Source organism: Paenibacillus soyae (genome assembly GCF_024623455.1).
Taxonomy (GTDB): domain Bacteria; phylum Bacillota; class Bacilli; order Paenibacillales; family Paenibacillaceae; genus Pristimantibacillus; species Pristimantibacillus soyae.
This window is the reverse complement of record NZ_JANIPJ010000006.1, coordinates 166,223-184,734: the sequence shown is the minus strand read 5'-3', so window position 1 is coordinate 184,734 and position 18,512 is coordinate 166,223. Positions and strand designations below refer to the sequence as shown.

Annotated in this window: 16 protein-coding genes and 1 pseudogene; 10 read left to right on the top strand and 7 right to left on the bottom strand. The window is 55.8% G+C overall.

From position 1 onward, the window contains the following. Positions 1-126: 126 nt before the first annotated feature. The 3 genes and pseudogenes from yhbH to NQZ67_RS10810 form a co-directional block, all read right to left on the bottom strand. Entirely contained in the window at positions 127-1,281 is a 1,155-nt protein-coding gene (gene yhbH, locus NQZ67_RS10820) for a sporulation protein YhbH (protein ID WP_257445350.1), read from the bottom strand. Between the two features lie 184 nt (positions 1,282-1,465). Next, positions 1,466-1,594, bottom strand: a pseudogene (locus tag NQZ67_RS30820) (sporulation protein YhbH); the annotation flags it as partial. A 110-nt stretch (positions 1,595-1,704) separates the two neighbouring features. Continuing rightward, positions 1,705-2,955, bottom strand: a complete 1,251-nt coding sequence (locus NQZ67_RS10810) for an MFS transporter (protein ID WP_257445348.1) — start codon at positions 2,953-2,955, stop codon at positions 1,705-1,707. 166 nt (positions 2,956-3,121) lie between these two features. Between NQZ67_RS10810 and NQZ67_RS10805 the strand changes: the two genes are divergently transcribed. Continuing rightward, a complete protein-coding gene (locus NQZ67_RS10805; RefSeq protein WP_257445347.1) occupies positions 3,122-4,306 on the top strand; it encodes an exonuclease SbcCD subunit D in 1,185 nt (394 codons plus the stop codon). Beyond that, a complete protein-coding gene (locus NQZ67_RS10800) occupies positions 4,303-7,425 on the top strand; it encodes an AAA family ATPase (RefSeq protein ID WP_257445346.1) in 3,123 nt (1,040 codons plus the stop codon). The genes NQZ67_RS10805 and NQZ67_RS10800 overlap by 4 nt, the downstream gene beginning before the upstream one ends. 84 nt (positions 7,426-7,509) lie before the next feature. On the opposite strand, the gene NQZ67_RS10795 is transcribed toward NQZ67_RS10800, so the two are convergent. After that, a complete protein-coding gene (locus tag NQZ67_RS10795; protein ID WP_257445344.1) occupies positions 7,510-8,001 on the bottom strand; it encodes a hypothetical protein in 492 nt (163 codons plus the stop codon). 64 nt (positions 8,002-8,065) lie between these two features. On the opposite strand from NQZ67_RS10795, the gene NQZ67_RS10790 reads away from it, so the two are divergent. Continuing rightward, a complete protein-coding gene (locus NQZ67_RS10790) occupies positions 8,066-8,446 on the top strand; it encodes a DUF423 domain-containing protein (protein ID WP_257445343.1) in 381 nt (126 codons plus the stop codon). A gap of 158 nt (positions 8,447-8,604) precedes the next feature. Further along, positions 8,605-10,464, top strand: a complete 1,860-nt coding sequence (locus tag NQZ67_RS10785) for a putative bifunctional diguanylate cyclase/phosphodiesterase (RefSeq protein WP_257445342.1) — start codon at positions 8,605-8,607, stop codon at positions 10,462-10,464. A gap of 63 nt (positions 10,465-10,527) precedes the next feature. Here NQZ67_RS10785 and NQZ67_RS10780 read toward each other — a convergent pair whose 3' ends face one another. Beyond that, positions 10,528-11,004, bottom strand: a complete 477-nt coding sequence (locus tag NQZ67_RS10780; RefSeq protein ID WP_257445341.1) for a hypothetical protein — start codon at positions 11,002-11,004, stop codon at positions 10,528-10,530. Positions 11,005-11,167: 163 nt separating this feature from the next. Here NQZ67_RS10780 and NQZ67_RS10775 point away from each other — a divergent pair, with 163 nt between their 5' ends. Next, positions 11,168-11,473 (top strand): YunC family protein, encoded by a 306-nt coding sequence (locus tag NQZ67_RS10775; RefSeq protein ID WP_257445339.1) that lies wholly within the window; start codon positions 11,168-11,170, stop codon positions 11,471-11,473. A 92-nt stretch (positions 11,474-11,565) separates the two neighbouring features. On the opposite strand, the gene mtnA is transcribed toward NQZ67_RS10775, so the two are convergent. Both mtnA and mtnK read right to left on the bottom strand, forming a co-directional pair. Beyond that, a complete protein-coding gene (gene mtnA, locus NQZ67_RS10770; protein ID WP_257445337.1) occupies positions 11,566-12,621 on the bottom strand; it encodes an S-methyl-5-thioribose-1-phosphate isomerase in 1,056 nt (351 codons plus the stop codon). Between the two features lie 32 nt (positions 12,622-12,653). Then, positions 12,654-13,865, bottom strand: a complete 1,212-nt coding sequence (gene mtnK / locus NQZ67_RS10765) for an S-methyl-5-thioribose kinase (protein WP_257445335.1) — start codon at positions 13,863-13,865, stop codon at positions 12,654-12,656. Between the two features lie 177 nt (positions 13,866-14,042). On the opposite strand from mtnK, the gene NQZ67_RS10760 reads away from it, so the two are divergent. From NQZ67_RS10760 to sufU, 5 genes are all read left to right on the top strand, one after another. Continuing rightward, positions 14,043-14,627 carry a DUF1802 family protein gene (locus NQZ67_RS10760; protein ID WP_257445333.1) on the top strand — a complete coding sequence of 195 codons (585 nt, stop codon included), beginning with the start codon at positions 14,043-14,045 and terminating at the stop codon, positions 14,625-14,627. A 144-nt stretch (positions 14,628-14,771) separates the two neighbouring features. After that, positions 14,772-15,551, top strand: a complete 780-nt coding sequence (gene sufC / locus NQZ67_RS10755) for a Fe-S cluster assembly ATPase SufC (RefSeq protein ID WP_257445331.1) — start codon at positions 14,772-14,774, stop codon at positions 15,549-15,551. A 21-nt stretch (positions 15,552-15,572) separates the two neighbouring features. Beyond that, positions 15,573-16,880: a Fe-S cluster assembly protein SufD gene (gene sufD / locus NQZ67_RS10750; protein WP_257445330.1), complete on the top strand. Its 1,308-nt coding sequence runs from the start codon at positions 15,573-15,575 to the stop codon at positions 16,878-16,880. Further along, positions 16,877-18,103 (top strand): cysteine desulfurase, encoded by a 1,227-nt coding sequence (locus NQZ67_RS10745; protein WP_257445328.1) that lies wholly within the window; start codon positions 16,877-16,879, stop codon positions 18,101-18,103. The genes sufD and NQZ67_RS10745 overlap by 4 nt, the downstream gene beginning before the upstream one ends. Continuing rightward, positions 18,090-18,509, top strand: coding sequence for a Fe-S cluster assembly sulfur transfer protein SufU (gene sufU / locus NQZ67_RS10740; RefSeq protein WP_257445326.1), 420 nt, complete (start codon positions 18,090-18,092; stop codon positions 18,507-18,509). Before NQZ67_RS10745 ends, sufU begins: the two co-directional genes overlap by 14 nt. The last annotated feature ends 3 nt before the right edge of the window (positions 18,510-18,512 follow it).

Here is an 18,512-nt window from a genome sequence, read left to right as displayed (position 1 = left end):
AAGCTACCGAAAAAGATGTTGGAAATATTAAAGAAATGATCGCAAATGAAATTTAAGGTCTTGGCAGTAGGTCATAACGATCTGAAGCCCGCCGCCTATTGTAACATTAGCGGTGGGCTTCATCATTTACGCTTGATTTACTTTTTTCGAGAAGAAAGTCGTCAACGCCTTATAAACCTCGCCTTTCTCCTTAATGATCGAGTACATAAACTTCTTATCGTTAATGTGCTTGTAGGCCGACATCAACGTACTGCTCCGGTTATACTGGTTCACCTCGCCGTAGCCGAACATATTACAGCGTTCCATCAATTGCGAAATCAGCCGAACGCAGCGTTCATTATCCGAAGTCAGATTGTCGCCATCCGAGAAGTGGAACGGATAGATATTCCAAGCTGCCGTCGGATATCTGCTATCGATGATATCCAGCGCCTTCTGGTAAGCAGAGGAGCAAATGGTACCGCCGCTCTCGCCACGCGTGAAGAACTCCTCTTCCGTCACTTCCTTGGCTTCCGTATGGTGGGCGATATAAATGATTTCGACGTGTTCATATTTACGGCGGAGGAAGCGGGACATCCAGAAGAAGAAGCTGCGGGCGCAATACTTTTCGAACGAGCCCATGCTCCCCGATGTGTCCATGAGCGCGAGGATGACGGCGTTGGATTGAGGCTTCACGATTTCGGTCCATGTTTTGTAACGAAGGTCATCCGGGGAAATGCCGCCTATGCCGGAAATGCCGGCATTCGCGTTGCGACGAAGGTTCTCGATAAGAGTTCGTTTCTTATCGATGTTGGACATAATGCCTTTTTTGCGGATATCGGTGAAGACGATTTCTCTCGTCTGCAGCTGCTCCTTCTGCTTTTGCTCCAGGTTCGGAAGCTCGAGCTCCTCGAACAACATATCCTCTAATTCGTCGATGCTGATTTCCGTATCAACCATGTCCTCGCCCGGCTGATCGCCGGCGCCTTCGCCCTTGCCGCCTTTCTTGGACGCCTGAGGGTCAACGCCGAGCACATCCCCAACCTGCGAGTCTCCGTCGCCTTGTCCGACGTGCTGCTTTTTGTTGTAGTTATAAATGAAGTGGGATTCGTCGAGGCTTTTGATGGGGACTTTGACCGTCTTGCGGCCATCGGACAATACGATGCTTTCGTCGGAGACAAGGTCGGGGAGGTTCTTGCGTATTGCCTCCTGCACCTTCTGCTGATGCCGCGCCTGATCCTGATACCCTTTGCGGTGAAGGGTCCAGTCTTCCCGAGAGACAATAAAAAGCTTTTCCGAAGCCATATCATCACCTCATTATCTATAGTTAATTATGCCGCACCGATGGAGCGGGACGTATTCGTCCGTTTCTAGTCGATGTTGGACATGATGACCTTGTTGGACGCGAGGGCCTTCACGCCAAGTGCGTCTCCGACCTTGCATACACCATTCCCTTGACCCACAACCAGGCTCCGAATCGCCGCTGTAACTCGGATTTTAGAACCGGCGAATTCTGATTAATCTCCTCGCGCATCTTCTGCTGATGGCGGGCTTGATCCTGGTACCCTTTGCGGTGCAGTGACCAGTCCTCCAGTGAAACAATGACCGATGGACGCATTTCGGAGCACCTCCTCGCTGAATAGTTTGTTGTTATTCAATATATTCAGGAGACGTGCGGTTATGTGAACGAATTAAGTCCAAATCTATGAATCTATTTCCGGGAATCTATCAAATAAGCTGCTTCTGCCTGCTCAAAGCCCGATACAGGAGATAGGCCGTCAAGGAGCAGAGGATGGCGCAGAAGCCGATAAACAGATAGCCCGCCTGAAGGCCCGCGACCAGTCCTCCGGCCGGATCCGAGCTATCCGCGAACAGCCGCTTGATTCCGTCGGTGATGGCTCCGATCGCGAAGTTGCCGAGCACGCTCGCGATGCCCATCATCGTTACGGTGAAGGTGATGGCGGTGCCGCTGTTGCCTTTGTAACGGTCGGCGAGCAGCGCCATGACCGTCGGATAGATGGGCGCGATGCCCACGCCCGCCGCCGCGAACAGGAAGGCGCCGCCTTCGCCGACAAGGATGGCCGCGATGGAACAGAGCCCCGAGAAGCCGGAGAAGAGGATGAGCGAACGCGTATAGCCGATCCGGTCCGTCACGGGCCCCAGCACGAGCCGGGCGATCGTGAAGCATACGAAAAAAGCGGAGAGCATGGCCGAAGACGCGGTCGTGCTCCAGCCGTAAGCTTTCTCCAGGAAGTTGACGAGCCAGCCGCCGACGGCGAGCTCGCTAATGACGCCGAAGGATAGGACGAGCACGATCAGCCAAGCGACGGGATCCTTCATAAAGCTGGAGATCGGAATCCGCTCCTCGGCAACCGTCTCCTCGTTCGGCAGCTTGGCCGCGAGCGCGGGAAGCATCGGCAGCACGGCGAGCGCGAGCATGAGGGCGTACATGCCCCGCCATCCCAGCTCGGATCCGAACAGCTGGACGCCCATTAGATGAGCCGCGATTAACGGTGCGACCATCGAGCTAAGCCCGTAGAAGAAATGGGCGAGATTCATCATGGTGCCGGTATTTCGCGTGAAGATGCGGGCGGCGAGCAGCGCCAGCGCGATCTCCAGCAAGCCGTTGCCGATGTACATGAAGAAATAGGCGGAAGCGAGCGATGTGTAATTCGACGCCCAGTAGATGAACAGGCCGGACAACGCCATGGAGCCGAACGACAGCATCGTCGTCAGCTTAAGACCGAGCTTGCGGTCGAGCCAGGCCGTGAAGCTGCAGGCTAGCAAGTAGCCGAGCGAGTTGAACGCCAGCAGCAGCCCGATCTGCATTTCGTCCAGTCCGAGCTCGGACTGCATGCGCGGAAGCGCGGGGCCTTTGACGTTCTCGGAGAAGCCGAACACGAGAAAGCCGCCGAAGACGACCATAAGAAGCAGAGCGTAATTCGACGTTAAGGAATGGATGGAGAAGCGGGATTTCATGGGGAACCTCCGTTACTTTTTGCTATGCGACAAACAGATGTTATCTACTCTACAAGGGAACCCTTCGGCGCGCAATGCCTAATTGTGTCAATCCTTCGCATGTGTGGCGATTCTAGCGGCCGCGATGATAGAATAGGAGAGATAGAGAACGAGAAGGAGGGTTCGCATGAAGCTGTTTCATACGGCGGATTGGCACTTGGGCAAGCTGGTGCACGGCGTCTACATGACGGAGGACCAGCGCCATGTGCTCGAACAGTTGATTCAGGCCGTCCGGGACGAGAAGCCGGACGCCGTTATTATAGCAGGCGATTTGTATGATAGGGCCGTGCCGCCCACGGAAGCCGTGGAGCTGCTGGACGAGGTGCTGGAGCGCATCGTGATCGGGCTAAACACGCCGGTCATCGCGATATCGGGTAATCACGACAGTCCGGACCGGATCAGCTTCGGAACTCGCATGATGGAGAGCCGCGGATTGTATTTGGCTGGACAGCTGCGCCCGGAGGCCCCGCCAGTCGTGCTGCGCGATACATACGGAGACGTATGCTTCCACCTGATCCCGTACGCGGATCCCGCAGTTGTCCGGCATCTTCTGGACGATGAGGCGATTCGGTCGCATGACGACGCGATGAGGGCGATCGTTCAGAGGCTCGAGCAGCGGATGGATCCGAAGGCCCGGCATGTATTCGTCGGCCATGCGTTCGTCACCCCGACGGGAGAAGCCGCGGACAACACAAGCGAATCGGAGCGTCCGCTCGCGATCGGAGGAGCGGAGCACGTCAGCGCGTCGCATTTCCGTTCCTTCCATTATACGGCGCTCGGTCATCTGCACCAGGCGCATTACGTGCTGAACGAGTCGATCCGTTATTCCGGTTCGCCGCTTAAATATTCGGTTTCCGAAGAGAAGCACAACAAAGGCTATTACGTCGTAGAGCTGGGACAAGAAGGCGTCGTTTCTATAGAGAAGCGGGAGCTGAAGCCGCTTCGCGACATGCGGAGGGTAGAGGCGACGCTCGAGGAGCTCGAGACGCATGCCGTGAACGAGGATTATGTGTACGTGACGCTCGTCAGCGAGCATCCCGTGTTATTCCCGATGGAGAAGGTAAGAGCAGTATATCCGAACGCGATGCATGTAGAACGGATCAGCCGTCAGCGATCCGCGTCGGCGGCTTCAACCGAGAATACGTCCGGGGGCAGGCCGAATGAGGGCTTGCGGCGCAGCGAGACGGATCCACTCGAGCTGTTCGCGTCGTTCTATCAGGAAGTGAAGGAGCAGCCTCTTTCGTACGAGAAGAAAGCGCTGTTCGCCAAAGAATGGGGAGCGCTGCTCCAAGAAGCGGGAGGCGACCGATGAGACCGCTGCGATTAACGATGAGGGCGTTCGGCCCGTACCGCGATGCCGAAACCATTGATTTCATGAAGCTGGAGGACCGCCGCCTCTTTGTCATTTCCGGCAATACGGGCGCCGGCAAAACGACGATTTTCGACGCGCTCTGCTACGCGTTATACGGGACTGCTAGCGGCGAAGACCGCAGCGATACCCGCATGCTGCGAAGCCACTTTGCCGATGACGACACCCATACCTCCGTCGAGCTCGAGTTCGCGGTCGGGGCGAAGCGGTACCGAATCTTCCGGCAGATGAAGCACCGCAAAGGGAATAACCGCAGCGAGACGGGGGAGAAATCCGAGCTGTACGAATGGTCGGGCGTCGGGGAGGTGCCGGCCGTTGACCGGTTCATGACGACGGAAGTGAACGCGAAGCTGCTCGCGATTATCGGACTTACAAGAGAGCAGTTCAGCCAGATCGTCATGCTGCCTCAGGGTGAATTCCGCAAGCTGCTTACCTCCGATACGGAGAACAAGGAAGAGATATTGCGGCGCATCTTCCGCACCGAGCTGTTCGAGAAGCTCGAAGGCCGGTTCCAAGCGAGAAACCGGGAGCTTCAAGACCGCTTGAGGGACGCCAGGGCCGGTACGGCCGCCGTGATGAAGCAGGCGGAGGAAGCGCTGCCCCGACGGGAGGAGGGCCAGCTCGCGGAGACGTTCCGGCAGGAGATCTACAGCGCGTCTCAAGTGCACGGGGCGGTGCTGGCCGAAGCCGCTTATTACGAGGAGCAGTCGGCGCAGGCCGCGCGTCGCAAAGAGCGGCTGTCGGTCGAGCTGGACGAAGGGCACCGGCAGTATAGGGAAGCGCTTGAAATGAACGGCAAGCTCGACGAGCTAACGGCGAAGAGAGCGCAGCTGGATCGTTATGCGGAGCAGGAAACCGTTATGAGGGAGCGCGAGCACGCGATCGAGCTTGCGATGAAGGCGGCGCGTCTGTTGCCGTACGAGGAGCAGGCGCTGCAAGCCGCCCGCCAGCTCGAGGCTAGACGCGAGTCGCTTGCCAAGCGCGAAGCGGAGCTGCATGCCGCTCTTCGCTTCATGGAGGCCGCGCAGGCCAAGCATCAGGAGGAAGCGGACAAGGAGCCGCTGCGCCGAGAGGCGGAACGAGAGGTGATGCGGCTGACGGAGCTGTCGCCTATCGTCGCCACGTTGGACTCGCGGAAGCAAGCCGCCGACCGCCTGGAGAAGCAGGAGCGCGACGCTACTTCGCGGCTTGCGGATGTGATGAAGCAGCTGGAGGCAAGACGCGGGGAACGAGCGGCGGCGCAGGAGGAGCTTAAAGGGTCGGAGCATGCCGTTCGCGAGCTGCCCGCGAAGCAAGAGGAGATGCGAAGCATCGAGCAGAAGGGCAAGGCGGTGAAGCGTCTGGTCGAGCTTGCGGCGGAGCTGGAGCGCCACGCCGGGCTGGAACGCGAATGCGGTCTAGCGATGGAGCGTGCAAGGTCCGAATACGAACGCCTTGAACGGGCCTGGCTGGAAGGTCAAGCCGGCATGCTGGCGGTTCATCTCGTAGACGGACAGCCATGTCCCGTATGCGGCAGCGAATCGCATCCATCCAAAGCGCATGAATCCGAGGCGGTCCCGTCCAAAGAGATGCTTCAACAGTCCAAAGAGACGTTAGCTCACGTGCAGAGCGAGCTGCTGACCGCAAGGGCGCAAGCGGCGGCGGCAACGTCCTCCCATGCGTCGATGCTCGGCGAGCTGGAGGATGAAGAGCTTGCGATATGCAAGGACGCGGAAGGGGAAGCCCTTGTCGGACGTCTGCAAAGCCATCAAGCGACGCTGCGCGACCGGTGGAAGGCGCTGAAGGAGCAGGTCGACCGCCTGCAGGCCATCGCGAAGCGTCACGACGAGCTTCGCGAGAAACAGGAACGCGGCGAGAAGGAGCTCGAGCATCTCGAGAGCGAGAGAGAGCGGCTGCGATCAGAAGAGCAGAAGCTTATGCTGGAGAGGACGGCTGCCCGCGCCTCGCTTGAGCAGGAGCTGGAGCGAATTCCGGAAGCGCTTCGTCAGCCAGCGGCGTTAGCCGCCAGTCTGAGCGCCGCGCGGGAGACTTACGAACGAATGGAGTCGCACTGGAAGAGCGCGCAAAGCGCGCTTCAATCGGCGGCCGCCAAGCAGTCGGAGGCGAAAGCCTATTCGGAGCAAGCGAAGGAAGCCGTGGCCGAAGCGGTAAGCCAGCAGGCGCAAGCGGAGGAGCGGTTCATACAGGAGCTCGCGAAAGCCGATTTTGCGAGCAAAGAAGCCTACAAAGCGGCCCTGCTTGGCGAAGCGGAGCTGGACAGGCTGAAGACGAGCGTGACCAGCTATCGTTCCGAGGTCGCGGGCCTCAAGGAACGCGTCGCCGCTCTGCAGCTTGAATTAAAGAGCGAGGAAAGACGCGATACGGAGGCGCTCTCCTCCGCTTTGACCGCCCTGAAGGAGCAGTATGAAGCTTCCGTTGCTTCGGAAGGCAGGTTTCGCGGATACATGGAAGAGGCGAACCGGCTTGCGAACGCGATCGGACAATCCGCCGGAGCGATGGCGAAGCTGGAAGCCGAGCTGGAGGGCGTCCTTGACATCTACTCGATGCTGAAGGGCGATAACGCGCTCAAGATGTCGTTCGAGCGATATATATTGATTGAATATTTGGAGCAAATTCTGACGATGGCTAACGAGAGGCTCGCGAAGCTGTCGAACGGACAGTTCCGCCTGGAGCGTAGCGACAGATTGGAGACAAGGGGCAAGCAAAGCGGGCTTGGGCTTGACGTCTACGACGCGTATACCGGTCAAAACCGGGACGTGAAATCTCTATCCGGCGGCGAGAAATTTAATGCTTCCTTATGTCTCGCTCTCGGGATGACCGACGTCATTCAAGCGCATCAAGGCGGCGTCTCGATCGAGATGATGTTCATTGACGAGGGCTTCGGTTCCCTGGACGAGGAGTCGCTCCATAAAGCGATCGCGGCGCTTGTCGATCTGCAGCGCGCCGGAAGGATGATCGGGGTCATCTCCCATGTCGGCGAGCTGAAGGAGGCATTCCCGGCATGTCTTGAGGTGACCAAAACGAAAGAAGGCTTCAGCACGACCGCATTTGTTCTCAAATAATGTTCTCGAATAATCGAAAAAGGCCTGCCGGAGCCGTCCGTGAGGACGAGCATCCGGCAGACCTTCGTTTATAAGGCGCGTTCTTTAGGACGCGACTAAGCCGATCGCGAACAGCATCACGACGCCCAGCACCATTAACGCGTTCAGAATAAGTCCGATAATGCCGAATACTTTCTTCCGATTTTTCAGGACGACGGCGATGATGCCAAGGATTAAACCGACGATAGAGATGCCAATGGACAGGAGCATGAGCAGTCCGGCTCCCATCAGAGTCGCGAACTCGCCTCCGCCGCCCTCCAAAATATCCGTTGCGATCTCATCCTCGGTTGCATTCATAAAATCCGGGGAAGAAGCGACGGCCGCAACGCTCATAATAATGCCGATTACGATGGTCAATACCGCGACCAAAGCGAGCACGAAGGACGCGATGCCGAGCCCGGAATGCTTCATCTTTACAGGGGCGTTGCCTGGATAATCGGTTACAGGGCTGAAATTCGTATAGCCTGTGTTGCTATAATTTTGTGGGCGGTTCTGTTCATTCGGGTCGTAGTTGTTCGGGTTTTGCTCGTTTGTCATTTATGTACTCTCTCCTTCATTGGTTTGGGAAAATTATACACAATTTCGAAAGGGATGAAAACAGATGTTTCCAAATTATTTTTTAATTGGCGCGGTGGGCGCGGCGCTTGCCATCGCTCTTGGCGCTTTCGGAGCGCACGGTCTGGAAGGCCAAATCTCGGAGCATTATCTGGACGTGTTCGAGACGGGCGTCCGTTATCACATGTACGCCGCACTAAGCCTAATGCTCATTTCGGTGATGGATAAGCTGCTCGGAGAGAGCAGGAAGGCGCTGATTGGCGGCCGTCTTATTTTGTCCGGCATGATTATTTTTAGCGGAAGTTTGTACATTCTAGCATTAACAAGTTTCTCCAAGCTTGGCATGGTAACGCCAATTGGCGGCGTATTAATGCTGACGGGATGGGGATTCGTAATCGCTGCTGCGGCCAAAAGGGCAAAAAAATAATCTATTATTCGTGTTTTCGAATCGACGCGACATTAATCGACATTTTTTACGTAAAAACAATAACACTATAACAAATATTTCTATGCCAAACCGTCTAATTCGTTTATAATAATTCTAGCTATCGCTTGACAGACTTAGATAAGGAAGGAAGTTTGTGTGTGGCGAGACGGATAAAGAATTGGACGGATTCTTGGATGATCAGCGCGGGGATCGCGGCATTGTCCGCGGCTTGGCTAGCGCTTTCGTTTTTCGTAATATCCGATGAAATGTATAGATGGACGTCATGGGCAGTGGCGGCTTCGCTTCTGTTCGCGGCCGCGATATTAATGATGAAGCGACGTTCGGGCGATCTATTCCATAACTACCATGCCGCCCTGGTCGACACCTTGATTCGTTCGGAAGCCGTCCCGCTCGCGGTGCTGAACCGGGATTCGAAGGTGATCGAGATGAATGAAGCGTCGAGCCGCATGCTCGGTTACCAGCGGGCGGACGTGATCGGCGAGCCGATTATGCGCATGGTGGATCCAGGCAGCAGACCCGATCTTCAGGAAGCGCTTGAATATGCTTTGAACGGGAAGACGTATCAGAAGAACATCCTGATCACGCATCGGTCCGGGTTTCCGCTTGAGCTTCAGGTCGTATGCGCTCCCATGCAGCAGGATGGAGAGGTCATCGGAGCTCTGATGATCAGCCAGGATTTAAGTGACCGGAAGCGCAACATGGAACGGATACGATATATGGCTTATTACGACGATATGACCGGCTTGCCCAACCGTACGCTTTTCCAGATGAAATTAACCGAGAGTCTGACAAGAGCCAAGGAAGAGGAGCGAATGATCGGGATTTGTTATTTGGATCTCGACCGGTTCAAATTGGTGAACGCGTCGTTCGGGAGGGAATTCGGCGATATGCTGCTTATGCAGGTTGCCGAACGGCTTAACCGCGGATTGTCCGAGCAGGATTTCGCCGCGCGGATGGAAGGCGATGAATTCGCCCTGCTGCTAGGCTCCATTCAGTCGGATGAGGAGCTGATGGAGCGTTCCCGGGACATCATGAAGGCCATCGAAGAGCCGTACGAGCTGAAAGGATTTCCCGTACATATTACCGCAAGCATAGGCTTGGTTACGAATCATATCGAGCAGGATGACGGCTATACGCTATTCAAGAAAGCCGACATGGCGCTTGTCAAAGCGAAGGAAAGCGGCAAAAACGACTGCATGCTGTATTCGGAGTCGTGGAGCAATTCTTCCTTCGAGCGCTTGAAGCTTCAGCACGAGATGTACAGAGCGATTCAGCGCAATGAATTCGTGCTGCATTATCAGCCGCAGTACGATCTGGTAAGCGGGAAGATGGTCGGCGTCGAAGCATTGGTCAGATGGAAGCATCCGGTCCGCGGATTATTGTCGCCAGGCGCGTTCATTCCGCTTGCGGAAGAGAGCGGAATGATCGTTCAGATCGGCGATTGGGTTCTGCGGGAGGCCTGCAGGCAGAACAAGGAATGGCAGGACGCGGGACTGCCTCCGATGCCGGTGTCCGTCAATCTGTCCATTAGACAATTTCTGCAGCATGATCTGGCGAGCCGCATCGCGGAAGTGCTCCAGACGACGGGACTCGAACCCAAATACTTGGATCTTGAAATTACGGAATCCATGACCATCGATATCGGACATATCTCGCGCTGCCTGCTTGCGATAACGGATCTGGGGGTCGGCATAAGCGTCGATGACTTCGGCACGGGCTATAGTTCCTTCCATTATTTGAAGAACTTCCCGATCGACCGGCTCAAGATCGACCGTTCCTTCGTGCGCGATATTCAGCAGGATCCGAGCGATGCCGAGATCGTCGCCGCCATTATCGCTATGGCTCATAACCTCAATATTCAAGTAATAGCGGAAGGCGTAGAAACGGAAGGACAAATGGAGTTTCTGCGGAAGCATCAATGCGACGAGATGCAAGGGTACTTCTGGAGTCCGCCTGTCCCAAGCGAAAATATAGCTCAGATGTTGAAAGCGGGTTAATCGATTGCTAATGAAAGAGGACGATGCGAAGGCTGTGGCAGCCATCGCATCGTCCTTTGTTTCTCATCCAATAAAATCTTCAATTTCGTTCAAGCGGAACGAATAGACCTGCTTCTCATCGACATGATAGACGGTCATCACGTTCGCGTTCTCGTCGATATTGATGATTCGGCAAGGAATGTTCAGCTTGACGCCTAGCCCTCTGTTGACGATAAGCCGGATCAAGGAATTATTCTTCATGAAAGCCCGAATTTCCTCCAGGCCCGGGTGTCCGGTTTCTGCAGCGCTCTCGGGATTAGGCGAGGTTTTCTCCTTCTCAGGGGATACCGGGACAGGCGTTGGAGTGCCGGAGGACTGCGCTCTGCGCTGAGCCATCAATTTGCCGAGCTGCATGCCCGACGAGATCCGATAATCCGCCCAGCCTCCGCGGTTCAATCCCTGTATCAATTGTTCAAGAGCAGTTGAATGATGCTCGTCCTCCACCATGATCTCCACTTGGAAGATATAGGTTTGCTGCTTGTTACCCTGCTGCTTGTTCATGGTTTCTCCCCCGCCGCTTTATGAAGTCATGCAGCTCTAACGAATTGTCTATTGCCTCATTCTTTGACCAATATGAGCATTTATCCACACTGCGCTTGTTTTGCCGCATATACTGGTTGTGCAGTCAGTATGCGACATTCATGCCGAAGGAGGTGGATACGATATGATGCGGTTGGTTCCTTTCCGGCTGGAGAGCGGGGAAACCGTGCTTGGCGCAGAGGTGAAGCTGCCCAAGACGACTCTCCTTTCCATCTCGACGGACCGAGGATACATTATGTGCGGAGCGCTTGATGTTGCCCTCCTCAACGAGAAGCTGAGCGAACGGGAAATCATCGCGGGTCGCGCGGTCGGCGTCCGTACGTTGGAAGAGCTAATGGATGCTCCATTGGAATCGGTTACGCTCAAAGCGGAATCGCTGGGTATTGTCGCAGGAATGAAAGGCTCGGAGGCTCTGCGCCTAATGCTATAAAGGGTTTCCAATTCCAGAAGGATAGACATCCGTTATGCTGTATAGATGGCAGCCCCGGTTCGTTGCGTAAGCAGGGGCTGCCGAATCTCTGATCAAGCCTCGAACAGCTTGCGCAGATTTTCCTCGAATGGCGCCCGCACAATGCCTTTCTCGGTAATGATTGCCGTTACATATTCATGAGGGGTTACGTCGAACGCGGGATTAAATACTTTGACGCCTTCCGGCGCCGTGCGTTTGCCGAAGCCCTCCGTAATCTCCTCGGCTCCCCGTTCTTCAATCGGAATGTCCGCTCCTGTCGGCGTGCCAAGGTCAATCGTTGACAAAGGACAAGCTACATAGAACGGAATACCGTGGGCTTTGGCCAACACGGCTACGCTGTACGTGCCTATCTTGTTCGCGACATCGCCGTTGGCGGCGACGCGGTCCGTGCCGACGATAACGGCGTCGACCCAGCCCTTGGACATGACCATGCCGGCCATGTTGTCGCAGATCAGCGTCACGTCCACTCCCGCTTGCTGCAGCTCGAACGCCGTAAGGCGCGCGCCTTGCAATACCGGACGAGTCTCATCCGCGAATACGCGGATGTTCATGCCTTGCTCCTTCGCGAGATAGAACGGGGCGAGAGCCGTTCCGTACTTGGCGGTGGCGAGTCCCCCCGCGTTGCAATGCGTCAGCACGCCCATATCGTCCTTGAACAGGGTAAGCGCGTGCTCGCCGATCAGGCGGTTCGTCTCTTCGTCTTCGCTTTGAATGGCGATCGCCTCTTGGATCAGTGCTTCCTTGCAGGACTCGAGCGTCAATCCCGATTCGACAAATCGGGACGCGGCGGCTTTCATCCGGTCGAGCGCCCAGAACAAGTTGACGGCGGTCGGCCGGGACGTTGCCAAATATTCCGCTTCCTTCTGAACGGCCGCGCTCCATTCTTCAAGCGTGGTTGCGGAGCTGCTGCCCAGCACAACGCCGTAAGCGGCGGAAATGCCGATCGCAGGAGCTCCGCGCACCTTCAAATGGCGGATCGCTTCCCATACGTCCTCCGCACTCGTGAGCGGCAAATAAACGATTTCCTCCGGCAGCAGCCGTTGGTCGAGCAGGTCAAGCTTGTCGCCTGTCCATATAACGGATTGCAGGCCAGCGTAAGTTCCTGTCATGCTTTGAGTACCTCTTTTCTCTCGTGCGTGCGTTATTGGCTGATTGCGGATTTGGCCGCATCGATCAGCTCTTGAATGGATACTGCCGTTCTGCTTCGTTTGATCAGGCTTGTGCCGATCGCGAGGGCAAGTCTTTGAGCCCGCTCGCGGCTAGCGTCGTCCGGGATGCGGTCGATATCGGCGACATGGGACAAGCCAACGATCCGGCGCACGATCTTGCAGCCGGCGAAGCCGATCGTGTCTTGGAGAAGCCTGCGCATATAAAATTCCTGATAGCCGGCGGCGGCGGAAGCTAGACGGTCCACGCCGTGCTCGTTCCAAAGGGCGCGGAACTTCTCGTCGAACTGATGCCAAGTGTCTACAATCGTATCTAGCAAGTATTGGCGGAATTCGGCGCGGGCATTCGCGTCTCCGCTCCAATGCTCCTGGCCTGCGAAGTTTAGGAGCAAATTGGCGAATACGGCGCCGACATCGAAGCCCATCGGTCCGTAGAACGCGAATTCGGGATCGATCACCTTCGTCGAAGCCGGCGTCGCGAAAATACTGCCGGTATGCAGATCCCCGTGCAGAAGCGCTTGGGCGTTCGTCAAAAATTTGTCGCGCAGAATCGCGACTTCCAGGTGGAGCTCCCCGTCTGTCCACAATGCTTCCGCGGCGTCCCGGATCGCGGGATTGAAGCTGTTGTTCGGCGAGTCCGTATACGGATCGTCGAAGATGAGATCCTCCGTAATTTTGCACAGCTCGGGGTTAATGAACGCTTTCACTTGGAGCTTCTTCTCTTGCTGGTTCATTCCGAGATCGGATGTGAAGAATAAAGTCCGGGCCATGAAAGTAGAAATATGGTCGGCGAACAACGGATATCGCGTGCCGTTCATCAGGCCTTGTCTCATGATGACATGATCGCTTAAGTCTTCCATAACCGTAAGCGCAAGCTCCGGATTGTACTGGTACACGGCCGGAACCAGTCCGGGAACGAGCTTGCCCTCGATCAGAAGCTTCTCGCTTTCGATGCGGGCTCTGTCGAGAGTAAGCGGCCAGGACTCGCCGACGACCTTAGCGTAAGGAAGGGCTTGCTTCATAATAAGGCTCTTGCCGCTGACGCCGTCCGTAATATGGAATACAAGGTTCAAGTTGCCGTCGCCGATCTCTCTGCAAGCAAGAGAGGCGCCGGGCGGGAAAAATCCTTCAATATCCTGGGCGATCCGAATCGCTTCTTGTTCGCTCAAGGGATGATAGGTAGACATGTTCGCACACCTCCGAATTGATCTGGTCGTTCAGATACCATGCCTTTTAGTATAATGGATAATTTTTCGGCATGGAATACCTTATCCCGTCAATGATTGACTTCATGCGCTGTTTTTTTCAAAATAGAGAAAAGGCGGCGAAGCTTCATGGAATGCCGAAAGGATGGGAGAGAAAGCATGGAACGACAGATTAGCCGGGAGGCGATCGCTCTTAAGGAATGGGCTGTATCGGTTAAGGCGCTGCAAGAAGGCAAGCAGATCCTCGTAATGCGCAAAGGCGGTATTATTGAAGAAACGCGGGATTTCCGGCTGCTAAGCCAAAGCTTCTACTTAATGCCCGCCTACGAGCACCAGCGGAAAGAGCTGCTCAAGGAGCCCTTCCAGGAGGAGATGGACGAGACGCTGAAGGAATGGTCGCCGGAAGCGGACACGATCAAGCTCGAAGCGTATGCCGAAGCGGTTCAAGATATCGAAATCAACGATCAGGAAACGCTCGATAAGCTGAGGGAGCTGCATATCTGGACCGACACGTTCGCGGAGGAGAGGCTCAAGTGGAAGCGCAAGAAGCCGCTGCATTTGCTGATTCTCAAGGTCTACAAGCTCGAGGAGCCGATCCTCGCGCCGATGAGGCCCGCGTATACCGGGTGCAAATCGTGGGTAAGCCTGGAGGATCCGGTCGCGGAGCCCGCCATGAAGCCTGTTATGACGGACGAGCGGTTCGAAGAGGAGAAGCGGCGGATTTTGTCGGCATTAGGAAGATGAAGATGTTATGAAACTCGGGAGGATTCGCCTTTCGTGACGCCTCTTGCGTTGATTTATAACAAAAGTTAAATTATAATGATTATTGAGAATCAGTGAGAATCAGCAATCGACGAAGTAAACCAACCTTGGAGGGATCAGTATAATATGGCAACGCATTTTGTCATCGACGGCCTGAAAGCCGAAATCGAAGGAAAAGAAATTCTGAAAGGCATCAACCTGGAGATCAAAGGCGGAGAAATCCACGCGATCATGGGTCCGAACGGAACGGGTAAATCGACTCTTGCTTCCGCGCTGATGGGCCATCCTAAATATGAAGTAACAGCAGGCAGCGCCTCCCTTGACGGCGAAGACCTGATGGAGATGGAGACCGACGAGAGAGCGCGCGCTGGCCTGTTCCTCGCGATGCAGTACCCAAGCGAAATTCCAGGCGTGACGAACTCCGACTTCCTTCGCAGCGCGATTAACGCCCGCCGTGAAGAAGGCAACGAGATCTCGCTCATCAAGTTCATCCGCCAAATGGAAGGCAAGATGAAAGAACTGGAAATGAATCCTGAGTTCGCTCACCGCTACTTGAACGAAGGCTTCTCCGGCGGCGAGAAGAAACGGAACGAAATTCTTCAAATGATGCTGCTGGATCCAAAGATCGTCGTGCTCGACGAAATCGATTCCGGTCTCGACATCGACGCGCTCCGCATCGTTGCCAACGGCGTGAACGCTATGCGTTCCGAAGACCGCGGCTTCCTGATCATCACGCATTATCAGCGTCTGCTTAACTATATTACGCCGGACTTCGTCCACGTTATGATGCAAGGACGCATCGTCAAATCCGGCGGACCTGAGCTTGCTCAGCGTCTGGAGAACGAAGGCTACGACTGGGTAAAAGAAGAACTTGGCATTCAAGACGAAACGGTCGGCCAGGCTTAATCGGAGAAGGGGGATTACGAAATGAGCACACAACTAACCACTCCGACCGACCGCAATTCCGCGGAAACGCTCGCGCGCGGCAAAGGCGAGCCGGATTGGCTCGTTAGCCTTCGCGGCGAAGCGGCGGAGCTTGCCGGGACGATCGAATGGCCTAAGCCGGAGAAAGTCCGCATCGAACGCTGGAACCTAACGGCGGTTGGAAGCTACGAGACGCCTGCGGCTGTCGCTTCGCTCGCCGAGCTGCCTGCGAACGTGCAAGAGCTGGTAGCGGAAGGAACGGAGAATTTGCTGGTTCAACGCAATTCCGGCGTGGTATGGAAGCAACTGTCCGCCGAGCTTGCGTCCAAGGGCGTTATTTTCACGGATTTGGAGACGGCATGCAGAGAGCATGGCGACCTCGTTAAGCCTTATTTGTTCCAAGCGGTGAATAAGGACGAAGATAAATTGACGGCGCTGAACGCCGCGATCTGGAACGGCGGCGTATTCGTATACGTGCCGAAGAACGTGGAGGTCGAGCTGCCGCTGCAGGCCGTGTTGTTCAACGATAACGCGGGCGCGACGTTCGCTCCGCACATTCTTGTCGTTGCCGAAGCGAACAGCCGCGTGACGTACGTCGACTGCGTGGTAACGGACAAGTCGAAGGCAAATGGCGAGTTCGTGCATCCGGCCATCGTGGAAGTGTTCGTGAAGCCGGGCGCCCTCGTGCGTTACGGTTCCGTCCATTCCCTTGGCGAAGGCGGCGTTGACATGACGATTCGCCGCGCTGTCGTAGAGAACGACGGCCGCGTCGAGTGGATTATCGGCGACCTGAACGACGGCCACACGCTGTCGGATACGAAATCGGTCATGAAAGGCCAAGGCTCCACCTCCGACGTGAAGGTTATCAGCGTAGGCAATAACGCCCAGCAAATGAGCTTGACTACGAGAGCGGTGCACTTCGGCAAGAGCTCGGACAGCAACATGATCACGCGCGCGGTTATGAGAGACTCCGCTTCGGCGATCATTAACGGCATCACCAAAATCGAGCACGGCGCAACGAAAGCGAACGGCGTTCAAACCGAGAGAGTGCTGATGCTGAGCCCGAAAGCCCGCGGCGACGCGAACCCGATTCTTCTGATCGACGAAGATGACGTAACGGCGGGTCACGCGGCCAGCGTAGGGCAAGTTAATCCCGAGCAAGTATACTACTTGATGTCGAGAGGCATTAGCAGACAGGACGCGGAGCGGTTAATTATTTACGGCTTCCTTGCTCCGGTCGTATCGGAAATTTCGGTCGAAGCGGTGCGGAACCAGCTGCAGCGTCTGCTCGAAAGGAAACTTGAAGGATGAACATACATGCGATACGGGAGCAGTTCCCGATATTGCATCAAGAGGTGAACGGGCATCCGCTCGTTTACTTGGATAGCGCGGCGTCTTCCCAGAAGCCGCGTTCCGTCATTGATGCGGTCAAACGATACTATGAGCTGGATAACGCGAACGTGCATCGCGGCGTTCATACGCTCGGTTCCCGGGCTACGGACGCTTATGAAGGCGCTCGGGCGAAGGTTGCCGCATTTCTGAACGCGGAGACGCCGGAGCAAATCATTTTTACCAGAGGCACGACGACGGCTCTGAACCTGGTCGCTTCCGGATACGCGAGAGCGGTCTGCGGCGAAGGCGACGAAATCGTCATTACGCCGATGGAGCATCACAGCAACCTCATTCCTTGGCAGCAAGCGGCGAAGGCGACAGGGGCTACGCTTAAGTACATCCCTCTTCGGCCGGACGGCACGATCTCGCTGGAGGACGCGGAGAAGACGATTACGCCGAATACGAAGGTCGTCGCGATGACGTACGTGTCGAACGTGCTCGGCGTCGTCAATCCGATTAAGGAAATCGCCACGATCGCCCATCGGAACGGAGCGATTATGGTTGTCGACGGGGCCCAAAGCACGCCTCACAAGCGGATCGACGTGCAGGCTCTGGACGTTGACTTCTATGCCTTCTCCGGTCATAAGATGTGCGGCCCTACCGGAATCGGCGCCCTGTACGGGAAGAAAGCGCTGCTGAACGGTATGGAGCCGATCGAATACGGCGGCGAGATGATCGACTTCGTCGAGCTGTACGAGTCCACGTGGAAGGAAATTCCTTACCGGTTCGAAGGCGGCACGCCGATGATCGCGGGAGCGGTTGGACTTGGCGCCGCCATCGATTTCCTGGAGAGCATCGGGATGGACGAGATCGAGCGTCATGAGCGCCGGCTTGCGGCATATGCTTACGATAAGCTCTCCTCCATCGAAGGGATCACGATCTACGGTCCGAAGGAAGACCGTGTCGGACTTGTGACCTTCAATCTGGACGACGTGCATCCTCACGATGTCGCGACCGTGCTCGATTCCAAGGGCATAGCCATCAGAGCCGGCCATCATTGCTGCCAGCCGCTGATGAGATGGCTGAACGTATCGGCAACGGCCAGGGCGAGCTTCTACCTGTACAATACCGAAGAGGATATCGACCGGCTGGCCGATGCCCTAATCCAAACAAAGGAGTTCTTCGGCCATGCAATTGGATGATTTGTATCGCAGAGTTATAATGGATCATTATAAAAACCCTCGAAACCGCGGAACCTTAGATGAAGAGTCGGTTACGATCAACTTGAACAATCCGACCTGCGGAGATCGCATCTCGCTGCAGCTGCAAGTCGTGGACGGCAAGGTGACCGACGCCAAGTTCACGGGCGAAGGCTGCTCGATCAGCATGAGCTCCGCATCTATGATGACGGAAGCCGTGAAGGGCCATACGTTCGAAGAAGCCCTAAACATGGCGGAGAGATTCTCCTCCCTGATGAAAGGCGAGGACGTGGAATTCGAAGAGAACGAAGACATCGAAGCCTTGTCTGGGGTTAACAAGTTCCCGGCGCGGATCAAGTGCGCCACGCTGGCCTGGAACGCCCTGCGCAAAGGCATCGAGAATCAATAAGAT

Bases quoted from the DNA above. Each gene is read 5' to 3' on its own strand.
- NQZ67_RS10780 (WP_257445341.1), bottom strand. From the start codon at position 11,004: ATGAACAAGCAGCAGGGTAACAAGCAGCAAACCTATATCTTCCAAGTG.
- sufU (WP_257445326.1), top strand. From the start codon at position 18,090: ATGCAATTGGATGATTTGTATCGCAGAGTTATAATGGATCATTATAAA.
- NQZ67_RS10760 (WP_257445333.1), top strand. From the start codon at position 14,043: ATGGAACGACAGATTAGCCGGGAGGCGATCGCTCTTAAGGAATGGGCT.
- NQZ67_RS10745 (WP_257445328.1), top strand. From the start codon at position 16,877: ATGAACATACATGCGATACGGGAGCAGTTCCCGATATTGCATCAAGAG.
- mtnA (WP_257445337.1), bottom strand. From the start codon at position 12,621: ATGACAGGAACTTACGCTGGCCTGCAATCCGTTATATGGACAGGCGAC.
- sufC (WP_257445331.1), top strand. From the start codon at position 14,772: ATGGCAACGCATTTTGTCATCGACGGCCTGAAAGCCGAAATCGAAGGA.
- sufD (WP_257445330.1), top strand. From the start codon at position 15,573: ATGAGCACACAACTAACCACTCCGACCGACCGCAATTCCGCGGAAACG.
- NQZ67_RS10775 (WP_257445339.1), top strand. From the start codon at position 11,168: ATGATGCGGTTGGTTCCTTTCCGGCTGGAGAGCGGGGAAACCGTGCTT.
- yhbH (WP_257445350.1), bottom strand. From the start codon at position 1,281: ATGGCTTCGGAAAAGCTTTTTATTGTCTCTCGGGAAGACTGGACCCTT.
- NQZ67_RS10800 (WP_257445346.1), top strand. From the start codon at position 4,303: ATGAGACCGCTGCGATTAACGATGAGGGCGTTCGGCCCGTACCGCGAT.
- NQZ67_RS10810 (WP_257445348.1), bottom strand. From the start codon at position 2,955: ATGAAATCCCGCTTCTCCATCCATTCCTTAACGTCGAATTACGCTCTG.
- mtnK (WP_257445335.1), bottom strand. From the start codon at position 13,865: ATGTCTACCTATCATCCCTTGAGCGAACAAGAAGCGATTCGGATCGCC.
- NQZ67_RS10795 (WP_257445344.1), bottom strand. From the start codon at position 8,001: ATGACAAACGAGCAAAACCCGAACAACTACGACCCGAATGAACAGAAC.
- NQZ67_RS10790 (WP_257445343.1), top strand. From the start codon at position 8,066: ATGTTTCCAAATTATTTTTTAATTGGCGCGGTGGGCGCGGCGCTTGCC.
- NQZ67_RS10805 (WP_257445347.1), top strand. From the start codon at position 3,122: ATGAAGCTGTTTCATACGGCGGATTGGCACTTGGGCAAGCTGGTGCAC.